At 65.3% G+C, this 17,265-nt stretch carries 21 protein-coding genes; 5 read left to right on the forward strand and 16 right to left on the reverse strand.

Annotated elements, in window-relative coordinates:
- Positions 1-161 precede the first annotated feature (161 nt).
- From PARHAE_RS18665 to PARHAE_RS21455, 16 genes are all read right to left on the reverse strand, one after another.
- The gene (locus PARHAE_RS18665; RefSeq protein ID WP_126156056.1) at positions 162-1,376 is read right to left on the reverse strand and encodes a DNA modification methylase; all 1,215 of its coding nucleotides are present in this window, start codon (positions 1,374-1,376) and stop codon (positions 162-164) included.
- A 370-nt stretch (positions 1,377-1,746) separates the two neighbouring features.
- Positions 1,747-2,133 carry a DUF6362 family protein gene (locus PARHAE_RS18670; RefSeq protein WP_126156057.1) on the reverse strand — a complete coding sequence of 129 codons (387 nt, stop codon included), beginning with the start codon at positions 2,131-2,133 and terminating at the stop codon, positions 1,747-1,749.
- Positions 2,126-2,323 (reverse strand): hypothetical protein, encoded by a 198-nt coding sequence (locus PARHAE_RS18675; protein WP_126156058.1) that lies wholly within the window; start codon positions 2,321-2,323, stop codon positions 2,126-2,128. Before PARHAE_RS18675 ends, PARHAE_RS18670 begins: the two co-directional genes overlap by 8 nt.
- Positions 2,320-2,850, reverse strand: a complete 531-nt coding sequence (locus PARHAE_RS18680) for a crossover junction endodeoxyribonuclease RuvC (protein WP_206437022.1) — start codon at positions 2,848-2,850, stop codon at positions 2,320-2,322. The genes PARHAE_RS18675 and PARHAE_RS18680 overlap by 4 nt, the downstream gene beginning before the upstream one ends.
- 390 nt (positions 2,851-3,240) lie before the next feature.
- A complete protein-coding gene (locus tag PARHAE_RS18685) occupies positions 3,241-5,514 on the reverse strand; it encodes a PriCT-2 domain-containing protein (RefSeq protein ID WP_164555314.1) in 2,274 nt (757 codons plus the stop codon).
- The gene (locus PARHAE_RS18690) at positions 5,514-5,738 is read right to left on the reverse strand and encodes a DUF6511 domain-containing protein (protein ID WP_126156060.1); all 225 of its coding nucleotides are present in this window, start codon (positions 5,736-5,738) and stop codon (positions 5,514-5,516) included. Before PARHAE_RS18690 ends, PARHAE_RS18685 begins: the two co-directional genes overlap by 1 nt.
- A complete protein-coding gene (locus PARHAE_RS18695; protein ID WP_126156061.1) occupies positions 5,735-7,471 on the reverse strand; it encodes a DEAD/DEAH box helicase in 1,737 nt (578 codons plus the stop codon). Before PARHAE_RS18695 ends, PARHAE_RS18690 begins: the two co-directional genes overlap by 4 nt.
- Complete coding sequence (locus tag PARHAE_RS18700) at positions 7,465-8,409, reverse strand: PDDEXK family nuclease (RefSeq protein ID WP_126156062.1); 945 nt, start codon at positions 8,407-8,409, stop codon at positions 7,465-7,467. The genes PARHAE_RS18695 and PARHAE_RS18700 overlap by 7 nt, the downstream gene beginning before the upstream one ends.
- A complete protein-coding gene (locus tag PARHAE_RS18705; RefSeq protein ID WP_206437023.1) occupies positions 8,409-8,771 on the reverse strand; it encodes a hypothetical protein in 363 nt (120 codons plus the stop codon). Before PARHAE_RS18705 ends, PARHAE_RS18700 begins: the two co-directional genes overlap by 1 nt.
- A gap of 64 nt (positions 8,772-8,835) precedes the next feature.
- The gene (locus tag PARHAE_RS18710; RefSeq protein WP_126156063.1) at positions 8,836-9,336 is read right to left on the reverse strand and encodes a DUF669 domain-containing protein; all 501 of its coding nucleotides are present in this window, start codon (positions 9,334-9,336) and stop codon (positions 8,836-8,838) included.
- A 19-nt stretch (positions 9,337-9,355) separates the two neighbouring features.
- Positions 9,356-10,102: an ATP-binding protein gene (locus PARHAE_RS18715; protein WP_126156064.1), complete on the reverse strand. Its 747-nt coding sequence runs from the start codon at positions 10,100-10,102 to the stop codon at positions 9,356-9,358.
- Positions 10,102-10,587, reverse strand: coding sequence for a hypothetical protein (locus PARHAE_RS18720; RefSeq protein ID WP_126156065.1), 486 nt, complete (start codon positions 10,585-10,587; stop codon positions 10,102-10,104). Before PARHAE_RS18720 ends, PARHAE_RS18715 begins: the two co-directional genes overlap by 1 nt.
- Before the next feature lie 11 nt (positions 10,588-10,598).
- Positions 10,599-10,808: a helix-turn-helix transcriptional regulator gene (locus PARHAE_RS18725; RefSeq protein WP_126156066.1), complete on the reverse strand. Its 210-nt coding sequence runs from the start codon at positions 10,806-10,808 to the stop codon at positions 10,599-10,601.
- A 159-nt stretch (positions 10,809-10,967) separates the two neighbouring features.
- Positions 10,968-11,897: a hypothetical protein gene (locus PARHAE_RS18730; protein WP_126156067.1), complete on the reverse strand. Its 930-nt coding sequence runs from the start codon at positions 11,895-11,897 to the stop codon at positions 10,968-10,970.
- A complete protein-coding gene (locus PARHAE_RS21450) occupies positions 11,890-12,495 on the reverse strand; it encodes a hypothetical protein (protein ID WP_206437024.1) in 606 nt (201 codons plus the stop codon). Before PARHAE_RS21450 ends, PARHAE_RS18730 begins: the two co-directional genes overlap by 8 nt.
- Positions 12,492-13,115 carry a hypothetical protein gene (locus tag PARHAE_RS21455; RefSeq protein WP_206437025.1) on the reverse strand — a complete coding sequence of 208 codons (624 nt, stop codon included), beginning with the start codon at positions 13,113-13,115 and terminating at the stop codon, positions 12,492-12,494. The genes PARHAE_RS21450 and PARHAE_RS21455 overlap by 4 nt, the downstream gene beginning before the upstream one ends.
- 161 nt (positions 13,116-13,276) lie before the next feature.
- Here PARHAE_RS21455 and PARHAE_RS18740 point away from each other — a divergent pair, with 161 nt between their 5' ends.
- The 5 genes from PARHAE_RS18740 to PARHAE_RS18760 all read left to right on the forward strand — a co-directional run bounded on the left by PARHAE_RS18740 (position 13,277) and on the right by PARHAE_RS18760 (position 17,124).
- A complete protein-coding gene (locus PARHAE_RS18740) occupies positions 13,277-13,597 on the forward strand; it encodes a helix-turn-helix domain-containing protein (protein ID WP_093359951.1) in 321 nt (106 codons plus the stop codon).
- Positions 13,594-14,514, forward strand: a complete 921-nt coding sequence (locus PARHAE_RS18745; protein ID WP_126156068.1) for an ImmA/IrrE family metallo-endopeptidase — start codon at positions 13,594-13,596, stop codon at positions 14,512-14,514. Before PARHAE_RS18740 ends, PARHAE_RS18745 begins: the two co-directional genes overlap by 4 nt.
- 398 nt (positions 14,515-14,912) lie before the next feature.
- Positions 14,913-15,410 carry a DUF2924 domain-containing protein gene (locus PARHAE_RS18750; RefSeq protein ID WP_126156069.1) on the forward strand — a complete coding sequence of 166 codons (498 nt, stop codon included), beginning with the start codon at positions 14,913-14,915 and terminating at the stop codon, positions 15,408-15,410.
- A 2-nt stretch (positions 15,411-15,412) separates the two neighbouring features.
- Positions 15,413-16,744, forward strand: coding sequence for a recombinase family protein (locus PARHAE_RS18755; protein WP_126156070.1), 1,332 nt, complete (start codon positions 15,413-15,415; stop codon positions 16,742-16,744).
- On the forward strand, positions 16,741-17,124 hold the full coding sequence (locus PARHAE_RS18760) for a hypothetical protein (RefSeq protein WP_126156071.1): 384 nt from the start codon (positions 16,741-16,743) through the stop codon (positions 17,122-17,124). The genes PARHAE_RS18755 and PARHAE_RS18760 overlap by 4 nt, the downstream gene beginning before the upstream one ends.
- Positions 17,125-17,265 lie beyond the last annotated feature (141 nt).

The following is a 17,265-nucleotide window of genomic DNA, read 5'->3' on the forward strand; positions in this document are numbered from 1 at the left end:
GCTTCACCGCGCTCGGCACACCCATCACGGAAGTCGCAGGATAGGTCTGTCCGGGGATAGGGGAACTCTGACAGTCAGGCCATTTGTGCAACAGAGCCCCGTGGTAGGTAAACGAAAGTAGTTCCAGACCTCCGCCACACCTGGCCTGGCGATGCGACTGGTCACATTGACCCTCCGTCGTCGGGCTCTCCTCCTTCGAGGACGGCCTGCTTCCCGGTGAATTTCTGCCAGCGCTGGACGGCCACATCGACATAGGCCGGGTTCAGCTCGATGCCGAGGCAGACGCGGCCCGTGGTCTCTGCCGCGATCAGCGTGGTGCCCGATCCCATGAAGGGCTCGTAGATCGCCTGACCCGGGCTCGAGTTGTTGAGGATCGGCCGACGCATGCATTCCACAGGCTTCTGGGTGCCGTGGACGGTCTTTTCGTCCTGGTCCTTGCCCGAGATGTGCCAGAGCGTCGTCTGCTTGCGGTCGCCCGCCCAATGGCCCTTGCCGGATTTGCGCACGGCGTACCAGGCGGGCTCGTGCTGCCAGTGATAATCACCCCGGCTCAGAACCAGCCGCTCCTTGGCCCAGATGATCTGGGACCGGATCGTGAAGCCCGCGACCTCGAGGCTTTCCGCCACGGTCGCCGCGTGCAGCGCGCCGTGCCAGACATAGGCGACATCGCCGGGGAACAGCGCCCAGGCCTCGCGCCAGTCGGCGCGATCATCGTTCAGCACCTTGCCGGTGCGCTTGGTCTTGGCCGCCCCCGCCTGGTTGCGCCAGCCCGGGTCGTATTCCACACCGTAGGGCGGATCGGTGACCATCAGCAGCGGCTTCACCGGGCCGAGCAGCCGCTCGACATCGGTGGCGACCGTACTGTCGCCGCAGAGAAGCCGGTGGTGCCCGAGCAGCCAGAGATCGCCGGGTCGGCTGATCGGCTCCTCCGGGGTTTCCGGGATCTCGTCTTCGCCTTCCTGCGGACCGGTGCCTGAATCGAGGCTCGACATCAGTGCGTTCACCTCGTCCTCGGTGAAGCCGGTCAGGCCGAGGTCGAAATCCGCCTCCAGCAGGTCCGCCAGTTCGAGGTTCAAGAGGTCCTTGTCCCATTCGGCATTCTCGCCCGAGCGGTTGTCCATGATCCGGAAAGCGCGGGCCTGCGACGCGGTCAGCCCCTTGGCGACATGCACCGGCGCGGTCTTGAAGCCGAGCTTGCGCGCCGCCTCCAGCCGGGTGTGCCCGGCCAGCACGACCATCGCCTCGTCCACGACGATGGGCTGACGCCAGCCGAACTCCTGGATCGAGGCCGCGACCGTGGCGATGGCCTGCTCGTTGCGCCTGGGATTGCGCGCATAGGGAATGATCTGCTCGAGCGGCAGGTCGACGACGTCCATGGGAATGTCCTTGGGATGCCGGGCGGCGAAATGGGGGCCGGAACCGAAATGACCCCGCGGGGCCGCTTCGGTTCAGGCATGGGGTGTCGGGCCGTCAGGCCCTTCGCGTGTTGCCGCGTGGGCCTAAGCGAAACGAAACGGCTATTTTCAGGGGCGTCACTGGGAAACCCTCGCGCTTCGCCCGCCCGCATAGGATGGACGCCGGGAAGGACCCGCCGATTTCAGGGAAATGGGCGTCAACGCGGCCCTGCTGTCGCGGGTCCGCGCGAACGGAAACGGGGAGAGCCGTCTTCCGACGCACTCTCCCCATCATATCCTTCAGATAGCACGGATATGTTGCAGCTGTCGAAGACCAAAGTGTTGCAACACTTCATGCTCGCGCAGCATTCAGACGCGCGGCGATCTTGGTGAGCGCGAGCTTGTGCTGGCGCCATGCGGTGCTGCGGTCGACGCCCAACTCATGGGTGATCTGCTTCCACGGCCGCCGGGCAGCGCGCCACCAGATCAGGCGGCGCTCGCTCTCGCCGAGCCAGAGCACCCAGTCGAAGGTCTGCTCGAGCCGCGAGATCGCGGCGGCCGAGGGCCAGACCCGCATCGGTTCGGGCTCCATGGCGAGGATCTCGCGCTCGGTGCGGATGACCTGCGGCCAGGCGTTGAAATAGCCCTGCACCTTCACGGGGGGCAGCTTGCGCAGGGTGCGGAACGCCTCCTCGAAGTGATCGGCGACGTCCTCGGCGGTCCAGATGTGCTCAGCCATGGCGCAGATCCTCGGTTGGGCGCGGGCCATAGAGACGCGTGCCCAGCTGCTCGACGAGTTCACGCTCGGGCCAGCTCAGGCGCTGGTCATCCACGCTGACGGCCAGCAGGCCCTGTTCGCGCCAGCCATCGCGCTTCACCTCATCAGGCGACCGGCGCTGGCCGCCATAACCCTTGGGATGGAACCTCATGCCGCACCTCCCCGGGCGTCGAGGGCCCAGAGCAGGATGGCGATGGCATCGGCCTCGTTGTCGTCTTCGGGGCTGAAGCCCTTCGCGCGGGCCGCATCGATCATGGCCTGCTTCGGGGCGTTGCCCTTGCCGGTGGCGTGGCGCTTGATCGTGCCCACCGGCACGCCCTCGTAGGGAATGCCCCGCAACTCGCCCCAGCTGGTGAGAGAGGCCATCAGCCCGCCATAGACATGGGCCGCGTCGGTTCCTACGTGGCGGCGGACCTCCTCGAACCAGATAGCCGCGATGGGCCCAGACAGCCGGTCCAGTTCGGTAAGCCAATTGGTGAAGCGCAGATAGCGCATGCCACCGCCGTCATAGCGCCCGGGCCGGAAACTGGCGGTGCCGCTGGTGATGAGCCCCTCGTGGCTGCGCAGCGCCCAGCCGGTGGTGGTGCCGAGATCGAGCGCGAGGGTGGCGCAGAACCGTGGCCCCTGTGGGGCCGCGTAAGTCTGCGTCACGCGCGGGTGTTCGTTGGATTGGGTCATGAGAGACCTCCTCTTCGCGTTTGCGAGCGAGGCGAGCGGGCTGGCCGGTGAAGGCTGCGGTCTCGCCAGGCCCCGAAGGGTGGTCTGGTCAGTTCATGGGCTGGGCGGCTCGGCCGCCCGGCAAATCCTTCAGAACCTTCAGAGGGGCGTCTTGAAAGATCTCCGCCCCTAAGTGGTTGTCCTGTATGTGTAATATATAATCTTTCAATTATTCAATATTTCAATAGGTACCTGTCTCTCTCTATTAGAACGCGCGTGCACGCGTACAGGGGAAAGGGGGCGTCTTGAAAGATTGAAGGATTTGAAGGATTCGGTTTTTCCCTTTCGTTTCTGCTGCTTGTCGGCATTTCGGCTTCAAGGGCCGTTTCAGGCGGATTGAAGGATCTCCGGTTACCCGCCCCACCGCGCCATCCGGTAGACCATGGCCTGCTTGGTCGAGGAGCCGCGCATGCCCGTCGTGATGTCGCCGCTCTCGATCAGCGTCAGCAGGATTTCGTCGCGGTCGCGCGATTTCAGCCATTGGGAGGCGCGGGTGATCTCCGATTTGGTGATCCCCTTGGGCCCGGCGGCACGGACGATTTCCTTCAGACGCTTCAGATGCGCCTCGGTTTCGGTATCCGCCACATGGCGCTCGACCGCTTCCATGGTGCGCCGCGCGTAATGGCGCACGAAACCGATGGCCCAATCCGCAGCGGTAATGTCGATCTCAGGGCGCACAGGATCGCGCCCGACAGCGACGATCAGCGCCAGCTTCAGCGCGTTCTCTCCGATGCGGGCGAGAATGGCAGTGAAGGCAGTGCCGGCCGCAGCCCGCAGCTCCTCGGTCAGGACGTCGCTGAGACCGACAAACCGGACGCGTGCCGCATCCGACATCGGCACGGTCATCGGATTCACGGCGGTGTTCTGATCGGCGGTCTTGCCGCTCAGGTTGCCCTTCACGGCCCCGCCGCCTTTGGCGACCAGCTGGAGCGCCTGGATCAGCGCGGACGGGGGTTGCCGGATGCCGACGGAGAGGTTCTCGTCGGGATAGTCCTCATCGCTCGGCAGGATCAAAAAACGCGCAAGCGAGCCGTCGATCACATTCGCGCCCTGCAACGCCCCCCAGAAATGCAGCGGCGTCGTGGTGCCATAGACGCAAAGGCAGGGCTGGTTGATGTCGCGCCGCTCATTGGTGCCGTCGCGGTTCGCATATTCCGCCCCGAGGAAGATCCCGCCCGCGGCCGTGAAGAGTTCGGTCATGTTGTCGAGAATCTCGGTGATGTGGCGCGGGCTGCGCTTGCGGTCGGCGGCGGCCGACAGGAACATCCCGAATTCGTCGATCTGAAACAGGATCGCCGGTTGGCGGTGGAGCGCAGTCAAGAGCCCGGCGCCGGAGGCGATCTTGTTGCCGCCAAGATGGTGGGCGAGCCCCGCCTCGAAGAAGACCTCGTTGATGATCTCGCGGGCGTGGTTCTTGCCCGAGCCGCTGTCCGCGATCCCTACGACATAGAGGTTCGAGCGCAGGTTGCTGGTCGTGCGATACCGCCGCCCCATCAGCGCGCCGATGGCGCAGAGGCTGGCCCCGAGAGACAGAAGCGGTTGAGGGCGGCGCGCGGTGGCCAGCATGTAGCCGGTCAGCTCGCCGACAAGACCGTCGGGGATCGTCAGGCTGAAGGTCGGCTTTCTCAGGTCGGCCGCGGTCGGCGCGCTCCCCTCTAGACGGGCCAACAGATCGGCGGCCGGATGCGGGCCGTCCGCATCCAGGCTGCCATCGAGGCGCAAGGTGGCGTCGGGCTGCCAGCCGCGTTCCATGGCGAGGTGATAGATCGTGCCTGCGCCGATCCTGTCGGGCTTGAAGCTCGCCCAGGCGCGGGCCGTAGTCGCGGGCACATTCTTTGCCGCATGAGCCGACCAGGTGGCAAAGACCTCGCCGCCCTCATCACCAAGCGCGCCTTTCAGCGCCATGCCGATGCGCATCCAGCTGTCGTAATCGAGCTCGTCATTCGGCAGCCAGTCGAGCGCCGACCGGATGGCGGGCAAGGTGCCGATCTGCCCGTGGTTGCGCAGCAGGGTGGCCGGTGCTGCCGAGCGCAGCCCGCGCTGACGCAGGGCCTCGGGCAGGATCGCATAGGCTTCCTCCAGAAAGGCCGCCGCCGCTTCCGCCGTGATTTCCGGAAGGTCGCTGATGTCGAGATCGGCCAGCCCCTCGTCGGGCCAGACATAGGGCGCGCCGGTGTCGGGGTGATCGGCGTAGGCCAGAAACTGCTGCCCGAGGCAGAGCACCTCGAGCGGATGGCGCTTGATGCCCCGAAACGGTGCGGCCGTGCGATAGACCAGCATACGCTTCGGGGCGCGGCCGATGCGTAGCGCGGGCGTGTCGCCGAGGCGCGCCCGGGCCAATGCCTCGATCTGCAGCGCCAGTTCGGCGTCCGCCGCGATGTCGATATCGACCGCCGCCACCGCACCGCCGACGATGCCGATGCCGCAATCGGGCCAGGCGGCCCAGGTCGCGACCTCGACCTCCGTGGTCGGGCGTTCGGCATGGCGGTTCCATTCCGGGTAATCGGCCCAGCCGCCGCGCTGGAACCGGCCGGGCTTCTTGGTGCCCGGGCCGATCGGCAGGATGGCATAGCCATTGGTGACGAGCCGCGCGCCGAAGCGCGCCATCCAGGACGTGTCGGCCATCAGAGCGGCACCTCCGGCGCCATCGCGTCGAGTCGATTGCGATCCTTCGCCGCCAGCGCGCGCAGATGGTCGCAATATCCGGTGACGACGGCATCGAGAAACCGGGCCCATTCCTCCTCGGACAGGGTCGCGAGGTCGGACTTGCCGATGCTCTCAAGATATTCGCCGCCCATCTGGCCGCCAAAGGCCATGGCATCGGTCTCATTCGGGTTCGGATCGATCATGCCCTTCCTCCCATGGCAGAGGTCTTGGCAGGCGCGGCTGCAGAGCCGCTTGCGGCTGGCGTCACGCCGCGGGTCGGTGCGGCGATACCCCGGCTCGAACCAGCCAAAGCCGCGAGGTTCCCGGTGGCAGACGGCACAGAGGCCGGGGTCGGATGGGCGCATGGGGCGAACCTGTAACCGGAGATTTCAAGATAGCGGCCCGGGCGGCGGACCGAGATGTCGCTGGGGTGCGCAAGGCGGCTCGTCTGCGCGAGGGCCTCGGCCACGCTCAGCGGCACCGGGCAGCCGGGCGCGCGCTTGCGCCACCACTCGGCCGCCTTCTGGCGGGCGTAGCCCTGATGCTCGAGGCAGACCCATTCGCTGTAGGTGGCAAGGCCGCTGCTATAGGTCACCTTGAGCGACGGACGGCCGCCAGCCTTGTCGTGGCGGCTGTAGGAAACGCCGGTGACCGGAAGCCATTGCTGCTTCGGCGAAAGCACCGGCAGCGTGGCGGCCGTCGGGGCGATCTTCACCTCGCGCGCCGGGAAGACATAGCCGCAATCCGGGCATTCCGTCGCCGATAGCGCGATGATGCTGTCACAGTCCGGGCAGACCTTGGTCGGCGCCTCACCCCCGCCGCCATCACTGGGGCGCTTGGGCCGCACCAGATCGATCGGCCCGTGGCGGCGGACATTGCCGGCGAAGTCCAGCACCAGGCAATTCTCCTTGCCCGGCGCGAGGCGAGTGCCGCGCCCGACCATCTGCACATAGAGCCCGGCCGATTGCGTCGGACGCAGGAGCGCGATCAGGTCAACCCCCGGCGCGTTGAAGCCAGTGGTCAGCACGCCCATCGAGGCCAGCGCCCGAATTTCGCCGCGCTTGAAGGCGGCAAGGATCGCATCGCGCTCGTCCTTCGGCGTGTCGCCAAAGATCGTGCGGCAGCTGATGCCCTGGCGGCCGAATTCCTCCGCCACATGACGCGCATGCTCGACGCCCGAGCAGAAGGCCAGCCAGGACTTCCGGTCACGGCCATGCGCGATGATCTCGGTGACGGCCGCGCGGGTGATGGCGTCCTGGTCGACCGCCGCCGCCAGATCACGCGCAATGAAATCGCCCGCGCGGGTGCCCACCTTCGAGACGTCGAGCCGGGTTGCGGGCTGCTTCGAGACCAGAGGGCTCAGATACCCCGCGTCGATCAGCGCGCGGACCGGGGCCTCATAGGCGATGTCGGTGAAGAGCGCATTCTGCCCCTCGTGCAGCATCCCACAATCGAGCCGGAACGGCGTGGCGGTCAGCCCGATCACCTTGAGCGCCGGGTTGATCGCCTTCAGCGCGTCGAGGAAGCGCCGATACATCGTGCTCGACTTGCCGGGGATCAGATGCGCCTCGTCGATCAGCACCAGATCGGTGTGGCCGATCTCGGCCGCGCGGCGATGGATAGACTGGATGCCGGCGAAAAGGATCCGCGCCTGCGCCTCCCGCTTGCCGAGGCCCGCCGAATAGATGCCCGAGGGCGCGTCCGGCCAGAGGCCGATCATCTCGGCATGGTTCTGCGCGATCAGCTCGCGGACATGGGTCACGATCAGGATGCGCTGATCGGGCCAGGCCCTCAGCACCCCTTCGATGAAGGACGCCATGACCAGCGACTTGCCGCCCGCGGTCGGAATGACCGCCAGCGGATTGCCGGTGTGGGTCTGGAAATAGCCGTAGATCGCGGTGATCGCGGCCTGTTGATAGGGGCGCAGGGTCAGCATGGCGCGGCCTCCGGGGAACGGGCGTCATTGGTCCAGGTCGAGCCATCGGCCATGCGGTAGGTGACGAGATCGTCGCCCGCATCGATGACCTCGCCCGGGATGAGACCGGGGATGAAGAGATGGCGGCCACAGGCGGCGCGCTGCTCGGAAGGCGCCAGCATCCGGTCGTGGCGGGCGCAGTGCCAACCACCCTCGACCGGCGTCGCATGCAGGCAGGACCGGCAGGTCACCGCGGCCCCACCGCCTTCATGGCAGGTCGCATGGTGATCGCAGAACCGGCATTCGAACCAGGCCGGATCCTCGCTGATCCGCGGGGGCGGATGCTGGGCGAAGATGATGCGCCCGGCCTTTTCCAAGAGGCGCTCGGCCATGGCGCGGTCCGCCTCGATGCGCTCGACATGCAGCGCGTCGGTGTCCTTGCAGACCGCGACGTAGAGGGCGCGCGTGATGCCCGTCAGGTGCATGTAGATCTGCATCTGCGCGGCATGCTGAGGCTTGGCCAGAACGACGCCTTTGGCGGTCAACTCGTTGAAGCTCTTGACCGAGTGGGTCTTGAACTCCAGCACATGCCAGGCCTTCGGCGCCTCCAGGAGCCCAAGGGCCACGCCGTCGAGCGAGCCGCCGAAATGCCCGCCATGGGCCTCGACCCGGAACTGGCGGCCGGTTTCGGGGTCGACCTCGAGCACGGTTGCTCCGGTGGCACGCAGGTTGCGCACGAGCCGGTCCTCCTCCAACTGACCCGTCTCGAAGAGGCGCAGCAGGCGGCCGGAATGGCGCGCGGGCGTGATCCAGCGGAAATCGTACCAGAGCGCCCGGGCGCAGGATTTTCCGATGATCGACGCCCCAAGGTGGTCGCGGAAACCATCGCCCTGGCGGGCCTCATAATCGGCATAGATCGCCTTCAGCGTCGGCGTGGGGGCTTCGGGAAGCTCTGCCATCACAGGCCCTCCCGTTCGCTACGGGCCTGGGCCTCGGCCAGAATGCCTTGCCAGATCTCGGGGTCATGGCGTTCGCGCAGGATGCCGATCAGGGCGTCCTTGAGCTTTTCGCGGCGACGGCGGCCGGTGCCTTGGGCGAGCAGTTCCGCGCGCTCGCGGCAGAGGTGGCGCAGGGCCGTGCGGGCCCGGTGGAACCAGTCCGGATCGATGGGCTTCTGGCCGCGCTGGCGGGCCAGATCGGCCGTCGCGATCTGCGTGCGGATCTTGGCGATGGCATCGTCGAGTTCGATCAGCCGCCGCTGGTCTTCAGGCAAGCCAGGGCTGGTCGCGGCCACAGGGGCCGCGTTGGTCATGTCAGTCATGGGAATTTCCTCAGATGGGGTTGCGCGCTGCCCCGTCAGTCAGGGCACAGGGCAGCGCGAAGGCTCAGCCCTTCTTGTTCCAGGGCGCGGAGGCCATTTTCGGCGGCACGGAAGTGCCGGCCGGATCGGGTGCAGGCTTTGCCGGGCGGGCGGCCGGGGCCGAACCCCGCTCGGGCGGCAGATAGGCAATCGCGTTGCTCTCGCCGTAGCCGTTCTTCGGCGGGCGGATCTTCACCTGGATCGTCATCGGGATCAGGTGCAGCTCCTCGCTGTCGCTGACATGCATCCGGCCGGTGGCGTGGCAGATTGCCGAGAGCGTGCGCTGCGCGATTTCCACCGTGGTCGGGTTCGGGTTCACCAGGTTCAGCTGGTCGAAGATCTTCCGGCCTTTGTGTTCGCCCTCGAGGATGTCGAGCATCAACCAGAGGAACTGGCCCATGCCGTTCTTCGTGACGCGCATCTCGCTCTCGACGATCTGGGCGCGGTACTTGCCTGCGGGCAGCAGCTCGTAGGCGGTGGTGGGCTCGACGCTGGTGGCGTCGAAGGACGTGTCGAAACGTGCCATGGTCTTGTCCTTGTTCAGTTCATTGGGATTGGGGCATGGCCGCGAGGAACTCCGACCACATCAGCGGCAGGGTGTCCGGCAGGCCGTAACGGTTCTTGGCGAGAAAGGCGGGGCGCTCTTCGGTGTGCATGACGCGCGCACCGGACCCGAGCGCCCGGGTCACCTTCTTGTTGAAGCCGACATCGGATTTCGCGACCGAGATCTGATAGTTGGCGAAGAGCACCACGTCCGAATGCTCCTGCAGCAGCGCCGAGGCGCGGGTCTGCAGCTTGATCACATAGCGGTCGTAGGGCTCGTGCTCGGGGCTATCGAAGCGCTTGATGTCGGTATGGGCGATCTGGATGACTACCATGCCTTTGCGGTCGCGAAGCGCGTTGAGCCGGTCGAGATATTCACGCCAGATGGTCAGCGCCTCGGCATAGCCCTTGCCGAACCCCGGGGCCTCGATCGAGGCCCAGCCGTTGCGCTTGCAGGCCTCGGTCCAGATCAGCGGCTCCAGCCAGTCGACGCTGTCGACGACGACCGTACCGAAATCGTGGTCCTCGTTAAGAAGCGCGTCGAGCGCCTCGGCCACCTCCGCATAGCTGGTGGCGAGCGGGAAATGCGGGACCTGCAGCTTGCCCAGGCCATCCTCGGTCATGAGGAAGACGGGCCGGTCGGCATCAGCCGCGAAGGTGGATTTGCCCACCCCGGCCACGCCGTGGATCAGGATGCGCGGCGGAGTCAGCACCGAGGTCGTGCGCAGGGACGCGAGCGAAATGGCCATCAGCGCACCTCCTCGTTCAGCACGAGGCGGAACTTGGGCTTGCCGGTGCGGACCGTGCGCGCGGGCTCGAAGCCCTTACGCCAGCTTTCCGGCAAAGCGCCGTATTTGCGCTCGGAGATCGAGAGCTTGGTCTCGATGAATTCCGCCGGGTCCTCGCCCGCCGAGGCGATGTTTTCGGCGATCTGCGCCAGCAACGCCTGATCCCAGTCGATGCGCTTGGGCAGTTCGGCGATCACGGTGACGCCGTCATCCTCGAACCGGATCGTGCCGGTGTCCTTGCCCGCCTCCTGGCGGGCGTCTTGGGCGCGGTCGGCGTATTTGAGCGAGATGGCGCCGTCGAGCCAGTCCGCGACCGACTTCGCCTGCGTCAGCTGCTCATCCGCCGCGCCTTTCAGCAGCGTAAGCTGATCGGCGGGCAGCGCCGCGATCTGGCCCACCGGCATGCGGTGGATATCGGCCAGGGTGATGTGGTTGGAGATCGTCATGTTCCGCCCCCTCACACCGACATCGGACGATGGGGTTCGTGATCCACGCCGCGGATCTGTTCGGCCTCGAAGGCCTCGACATCCTCGAGCCGGTAGATCACCCGGCCGCCGAGCTTAATGAATTTCGGGCCTTCGCCCGTCCACCGCCAGCGCTCCAGCGTGCGGTGCGAGATGTTCCAGCGAGCCGCCAGCTCGATCTGGGAAAGGTGCCTGGTCGCCATGTGAACCTCCTTGGGACTTCTGCGAACACTTGCGGGTTCAACATGGCGGAGGGGGTGGTAGGGCTGAGGGAGGGCACTGGTAGGGAAGCCGGTAGGAGAGGCACAAAAGCAAAAGGCCGCCCTGATGGACGGCCTTCCAAATGGCGATGGCTGATCGGATCAAGGTTCGATCCAGCAGTTTCCATCGGCGTATTTGATGAACGAGCGCCAGTCGTCGCGACCGCTGAACACCTTGGAGAATGAATTCGTGCCGTCCTTGTAGCCCGCTTCATACAACACGGCTTCCGTCAGGCATGTTGCAGAACCTGTTTCGTATGCATCGAACAACACGTTCAACAAGCGACGCTGCTTGGGGCTCTTGAAGGTGAGGGCTTCGCCTCGCAGCCAGACGATGCCGTAGTCGTCGGAATGATCGATCGGGAAACGACGCTGCACTTGTCCGGGGAATACCCGAGCCCCGAGGACCTGTGGCGAGATCGCGAGCTTCGCCGGATCACCCGCAACATCCGCCACGTTGATGATGTGGTTGCGTTTCTGGGCGGTCGCCGGGATGCGCTCGCCGAGTGTGGAGGTCAGGACGATGCGGATTTCCTGCGGCGGCTTGCGCCCGATCAGCGCCTCGAGCTGCGCCCAGACCCCCGGATCGCCAAGCCGCCGGGCAAACCAGACGGGCACCGGGGCCTTCGCTCCGGCGAGCTTGATGGTTCCCACCTCCCAGATCAGATCCGTGACCAAGGACGTCGGGCGTGAAGGCCCGGCGCGCTCGAACGCCACCAGCATCTTGGCAAGGGCCAGACCGTAGTCGACCTTGCATACCGCGATGTCCTGATTGGCGACCTTGACCCAGCGGCCGGCGCTGTCGTGATAGCCGAATGATTTCAGCTCGGCCGACCAGGTGGCCTCGAGCGGTTCGTCCTCATAGTCGTCCATCCCTACGACGACAGGGACATGCCCGCTCGGCATGAGCAGCTTGGCCGCGATCAAAGCGTCGGTCGCGCTGCGGGAAACCTGGTGCAACGTCGATGTCTGGAGCGACATGCTGCGGGCTTCCATGGCCCGCAGCAGAAGGTTGATCGCACGCTTACTCAAGGACGTCGCCTTCGTCGTTGTCGTCTTTCAGGATGCCCCAGAGCCGCAGATACTTTTCGCCGATCAGGCGCTCCTGCGGGGTCATGTCCTTCAGGTTGCAGCCATGCGGCATGGTCACGGTCAGCGACAGCGACTTACCCCGCCCGCCATCGGGGCCCGGGTGGAACTTGATGGTCAAGCGCGCACGGGTGACCACCCATTCCGCCACGTCGCCGATGCCACCCAAGACACGCGCGCCGCCACCGATGTCGAGGCCGATCCGGTGTTCCGCCATCTGCCAGATCGTCCGGTCGGCACCCGACATGGATTCGAGCGTGATGCGCTCCTTCGCATCGCCCAGATCCATCAGGCGCAGTTCCTTGACGGTAACGCCGGCAATGCCGTCGGCAGGGTCGGTCGGGAAGTCGAACGGCCGCAGCAGCATGCCGAGATCGTATTCGCGCAGCGGCAGCGACTGCTCTTCATCGAGGGTGATCCCCAGCAGGTCGCGCGCCATGTACCGGGTCAGATCGATCCGGTCCTCGCGCGTCTTGGCCACGACCTCGATCACGCCGGTCGCGGCCTCGTAGGTCAGCGCCGCCTCGAAGACCGGCTTCACGATCCGACGCGACAGGTGCTGTTGGCGTCGAATCCCAGCGTGTCCTCGGGACGCCCCTCCCGGTAGACCGCGACCTGGACGAGTTCGCATTCCTCGCCCTCGAGGATCACCCGGTGGCGGTCAAAGATGTCGACATGGACGTTGGGCGTTTCGAACCGTTCGCGGATCGCGGCCGTAAAGGCGGCGAGCGAAACCGGGTCCTTCTTCACCGCGAGATCGGGATCGACGCCGAACCCGCTCCACGACCGCCCCCGGCGGCGCTCGTCATTGTAGCGCACCTCTTCGGCCAGGCGGAACCGGTCGTTCTCGTTGAGAAAAACCCAGAGCGAGCGGTTGTTGGCCCCCTCGAGCGTATCGAAAACCCCGCGGTTCACGACGACGTTCTGCAACGCGTTCTGGCCGGGCTCATCCGCCAGCGCCGCCACGCGGGCCGCATCAAGAACGACGCGCTGCTTTTCGTCATCGGACATGGCGTCGACGGCCTTGATCAGCGACTCTACCACCTCGGGCTCGGGCTTCGGCCAATCGATGGGCGCAAGCGAGGTGAACCCGCCAGCAGTGAAGTAATCCTGCAGACGGATCACGGGGGTCTTGCGGAGAAACGCGGCGATGGCGGTCATGAGAGCCCTTTCTTTGGCCGGGGAGGAGGACAGAATCACAAAATTGCGATACGATGTTGTTCGATACATACCGAACAAATCGCCACGTCTACTTGCGCGGCACAATTTTGTTCGGCATAGCGAACAAGCGTCCTGCAACCAAGGAAACCAAGGATGATACGATGACCACGTCCCTCGGCGCGAAGATCAAGCGCCACCGTCAGGAAAAGGGATATTCCCTCGACAAGCTCGCCGAGCTGACCGACTCCAGCAAGAGCTACCTCTGGGAACTCGAAAACCGCGACACGCGAAAACCGTCGGGCGAGAAGCTGACCCGCATCGCCCAGGCTCTGGAGGTCACGACCGACTACCTGCTCGATGACAGCGAGGAGCCCAGCGACGAGGTTCTGAAAGAGGCCTTCTTCCGCAAGTTCAGCAAGCTCGATCCCGAAGACCAACAAAAAATCAACCAGATGATCGACATGTGGGGGAAGAAGGATTGAGCCTTCCGACGACGCCGAAGGGGTGGGCTATCCGCCTGACGCAGATCCTGTCCGTGCATCAAGCGGTGCACGGGCTGCCGCGGTTCCCCATCAATGTGGCCGCGCTCGCGCAGGATTTCTCGCGACAGGTGTTTCCGGACGCGCCAATCACGATGGTGCAAGGGCTGAGACTCTCCAAGGGCGTCGAAGGCATGCTGCTGCCAAATCCGCATTGCGCGGGCGAGTGGGGCATTGTCTACAACGAGACAATCCGGTCGCCGGGGCGGCGCAACTTCACGCTGGCGCATGAGCTGGGGCACTACCTCCTGCACCGGCAGGCCAACCCGGGCGGGCTCCAATGCACCAGCCGCAACATGGCCGACTGGGATGAGGCCCGTAACCGGATCGAGGCGGAGGCGAACACCTTCGCCTCCTACCTGCTGATGCCCCTCGACGATTTCCGCGAGCAGATCAAAGGCCGGATCATCGACATCGACGTGATGACCGAGCTCGCGGATCGCTATGCCGTGTCGCTGACGGCCGCGATCCTGAAATGGATGACCATCACCGACAAGCGAGCGATGATCGTGGTTGGCAAGGAAGGCTTCATCGATTGGGCCTGGTCCAGCGAACCGCTGTTGAAGTCCGGAGTTTTCTACAGGGCACGGCAAGAGGTGATCGAATTGCCGCCCGCCTCGCTTGCTGCACAAGAGGTGGACGGGGATGAAGGGCGCTACGGCTGCCGCCATCCGGGCGGCGTCTGGCCCGGCTCTGAACCGGTCCACGAGATGACGGTGTTCTCGCCCAGCAATGACCAGATGACGATCTCGCTTCTGCTCTACCCCGACTGCGCCCCGTCGCGATGGGAGATGGGCGATCTGGAAGAGGAGCCGGTCCTCGACAGCTTCGACAAGTTCATGGACGGCCGGACGGGTTGATTCGCCACGACCGCCCGACCGACAGGCCAGTGCGGGGGCATTTCTGCTACGCAGATTTTCGCCACGCAGCGCAGATGCCCCCATCGACCGTAATAAACTGATTTACTTGATATTTTTATGATTTCGCGACACATTTCGCCTATCACAGCAGTCGCGAAAACCCGCCATGTCCATTCCCCCCGAAGACCCGGTTTCCGGGCCCAATCCTCTATGCCCTGAACGCATTTCGCCTGATGCCCGGCTTGCCGAGTTGGGTCGTATCCTCGCCGCAGGCGTCGTTCGCCTGAATGCCGGGAAGTCCAGTTCTTTATCGCCCGCCGACGGAGACAGTTCCGTGGACTACCCGCCCCGAAAGAGCGGTGGTCGTCGCAGGAAACGCATCCGCATCGGAGGAATTGATGAAGCATCACGGTAAGATAACGCCGCCCAAACCCGGACAGGACGCGCGCCTGGACCAGAGCGTCCTGTCGCGCATCGCCGCGCTCAAGACCATGTCGGTGAAAGAGCTGAAGACCGAATGGGAACGGCTCCTCGGTAGCGCCGCGCCGAATAACAGCCGCGCCTTTCTCGAGGCCCGCATCGCCTATCGTCTCCAGGAACTGACCTATGGCGGCCCTGATCGCGAGACCCGTCGCATGCTGGACCTGCTTGCCGACGAGGTCGAGGGCGTCTCCCGCCGCAAGAACCAGATCGCGGATCCCCGCAATCCGGTGGCTGGCACGCGGCTGATCCGGGAATGGAACGGGGTCGAGCACACCATCACCGTGCTGAAGGACGGCTTTGAATGGCAGGGCCGCAAGTACAAATCGCTCTCTGGCATCGCGCGGGAAATCACCGGCGTGCGCTGGAACGGCTATCGCTTCTTCGGGCTGCAGGTCCGACCGCGGGAGGTTTGACCATGGACATGAACACGCGCCCCGGCCGCCGCCTGCGCTGCGCCATCTACACCCGCAAGTCGAGCGAGGAAGGGCTCGACATGGAGTTCAACAGCCTCGACGCCCAGCGGGAGGCCTGCGAGGCCTATATTGCCAGCCAGAAGTCCGAAGGCTGGGTTGCAACCCGCGACCGCTATGACGACGGAGGATTCTCGGGCGGCAATCTGGACCGACCGGGGCTGAAACAGCTGCTGGCCGACATCGACGACGGGCTGATCGACGTGGTCGTGGTCTACAAGATCGACCGGCTCAGCCGCGCCCTGATGGATTTCTCGAAACTGGTCGAGGTCTTCGACCGCAACGGCGTCACCTTCGTCTCGGTTACGCAGTCCTTCAACACGACCACCTCGATGGGGCGGCTGACGCTGAATATCCTGCTCAGCTTCGCCCAGTTCGAGCGCGAGGTCATTGGCGAACGCATCCGCGACAAGGTGGCCGCCTCGCGCAAGCGCGGGATCTGGATGGGGGGCTATGTGCCGCTCGGCTACGATGTGCAGGACCGCAAGCTGATAATCAACGAGGCCGAGGCCGCCTCGGTACGCCGGATATTCGACCGGTTCGTCGAACTCGGCTCGGCCACGATGCTGGCGAAGGAGCTGCGGCGGGAGGGGTTTCGCAGCAAGCAGGGCACGTTGATCGACAAGGGCTACCTCTATCGGGTGCTCCGCAATCGCGTCTATCGCGGCGAGGCCGTCCACAAGGGCAAGGCCTATCCGGGCGAGCACGAGGCCATCGTCACCGACAAGGTCTGGGATCAGGTCGACGCCATCCTGCAGGGCAACCGCCACGCCCGGTCCAGCAACAGCCGCATGCAGACGCCCGCGCCGCTGAAGGGGCTGATCTTCACCGACACCGGCGCAGCGATGACCCCGACCGCGACCAAGAAACGCGGCAAGCTCTATCGCTATTATGTCTCGATGGACGTGATCAAGAACCGCACCACGGAGGATGACAGCGGCGGCGATCAAGCACCGACCCGCCTGCCTGCGGGCATGGTCGAGGACGCCATCGTCACCGAGGTCCGGCGCATTTTGCAGACGCCCGAGGTTGTCACGCAGGTGCTGGCGGCGCTGAAGCGCGATCAGGTATCCGAGGCCGAGGCCATCGCGGCACTGCATGATTTCAACACGCTCTGGGCGCAGCTCTTTCCGCTCGAGCAGGCGCGGATCATCCAGCTGCTGGTCCGTCGCGTCACCGTCACCGCCGCCGGGCTTGAGGTCGACATCCGGCGCGAAGGCGTTGCGGGGGTGATCCGAGACATGATCGCCCCGCGCGAAATGGAGGCTGCCGAATGACCCGAAGCAATGACACGATCCGCGTGCTGATCCCCCTGAAGCTGCGCAAGAAGAACGGGCGGCCCAAGATCATGCCGCCCGCCGATTACAGCCCGAGCGAGGATCAGGCGCAGGACCCCCACATCCTACGCGCCATCGGCCGGGCATGGGGCTGGCGGCGGCGCATGGAGGCAGGCGAGTTCGCCACGATCCAGGAACTGGCCGAGGCCGTCGGTCTGGCCGAACGCCACGTCAGCCGCCGGCTGCGCCTTGCCTATCTGGCACCCGAGGTCCTCAAACGCCTGACCTGCGGCCGCGAAGCATCAGCGGTCAGCCTCTACGACCTGTGCTTTCTGGCGGGGGAGACATGGCAGGAGCAGGCTGTACGGGTGTTTCGGTGACCCGAATAGCTGGCAGGCGAGCCCGCATTCCCAGACCCATCACTAGGGCGTGTTGACGTTTGAGGATTTCCAAACTGATCGCTGGCTGATTCAAGGCTGCCAAATGGGAGGCAACCTTGATCCGCACGACGTTGACCGACA

The sequence above is a fragment of the Paracoccus haematequi genome (genome assembly GCF_900631945.1).
GTDB classification, from domain to species: domain Bacteria; phylum Pseudomonadota; class Alphaproteobacteria; order Rhodobacterales; family Rhodobacteraceae; genus Paracoccus; species Paracoccus haematequi_A.

Excerpts from the sequence above, each read along its gene's own strand:
- PARHAE_RS18695 (WP_126156061.1), bottom strand. The coding sequence starts at position 7,471 with ATGCTGACCCTGCGCCCCTATCAACAGGCCGCGATCACCGCGATCTAC.
- PARHAE_RS18760 (WP_126156071.1), top strand. The coding sequence starts at position 16,741 with ATGACCCGAAGCAATGACACGATCCGCGTGCTGATCCCCCTGAAGCTG.
- PARHAE_RS18715 (WP_126156064.1), bottom strand. The coding sequence starts at position 10,102 with ATGGCCATTTCGCTCGCGTCCCTGCGCACGACCTCGGTGCTGACTCCG.
- PARHAE_RS18740 (WP_093359951.1), top strand. The coding sequence starts at position 13,277 with ATGACCACGTCCCTCGGCGCGAAGATCAAGCGCCACCGTCAGGAAAAG.
- PARHAE_RS18710 (WP_126156063.1), bottom strand. The coding sequence starts at position 9,336 with ATGGCACGTTTCGACACGTCCTTCGACGCCACCAGCGTCGAGCCCACC.
- PARHAE_RS18680 (WP_206437022.1), bottom strand. The coding sequence starts at position 2,850 with ATGACCCAATCCAACGAACACCCGCGCGTGACGCAGACTTACGCGGCC.
- PARHAE_RS18685 (WP_164555314.1), bottom strand. The coding sequence starts at position 5,514 with ATGGCCGACACGTCCTGGATGGCGCGCTTCGGCGCGCGGCTCGTCACC.
- PARHAE_RS18675 (WP_126156058.1), bottom strand. The coding sequence starts at position 2,323 with ATGAGGTTCCATCCCAAGGGTTATGGCGGCCAGCGCCGGTCGCCTGAT.
- PARHAE_RS18700 (WP_126156062.1), bottom strand. The coding sequence starts at position 8,409 with ATGGCAGAGCTTCCCGAAGCCCCCACGCCGACGCTGAAGGCGATCTAT.
- PARHAE_RS18670 (WP_126156057.1), bottom strand. The coding sequence starts at position 2,133 with ATGGCTGAGCACATCTGGACCGCCGAGGACGTCGCCGATCACTTCGAG.
- PARHAE_RS18755 (WP_126156070.1), top strand. The coding sequence starts at position 15,413 with ATGGACATGAACACGCGCCCCGGCCGCCGCCTGCGCTGCGCCATCTAC.
- PARHAE_RS18750 (WP_126156069.1), top strand. The coding sequence starts at position 14,913 with ATGAAGCATCACGGTAAGATAACGCCGCCCAAACCCGGACAGGACGCG.
- PARHAE_RS18725 (WP_126156066.1), bottom strand. The coding sequence starts at position 10,808 with ATGGCGACCAGGCACCTTTCCCAGATCGAGCTGGCGGCTCGCTGGAAC.
- PARHAE_RS21455 (WP_206437025.1), bottom strand. The coding sequence starts at position 13,115 with ATGACCGCCATCGCCGCGTTTCTCCGCAAGACCCCCGTGATCCGTCTG.
- PARHAE_RS18665 (WP_126156056.1), bottom strand. The coding sequence starts at position 1,376 with ATGGACGTCGTCGACCTGCCGCTCGAGCAGATCATTCCCTATGCGCGC.
- PARHAE_RS18705 (WP_206437023.1), bottom strand. The coding sequence starts at position 8,771 with ATGACTGACATGACCAACGCGGCCCCTGTGGCCGCGACCAGCCCTGGC.
- PARHAE_RS18690 (WP_126156060.1), bottom strand. The coding sequence starts at position 5,738 with ATGATCGATCCGAACCCGAATGAGACCGATGCCATGGCCTTTGGCGGC.
- PARHAE_RS18720 (WP_126156065.1), bottom strand. The coding sequence starts at position 10,587 with ATGACGATCTCCAACCACATCACCCTGGCCGATATCCACCGCATGCCG.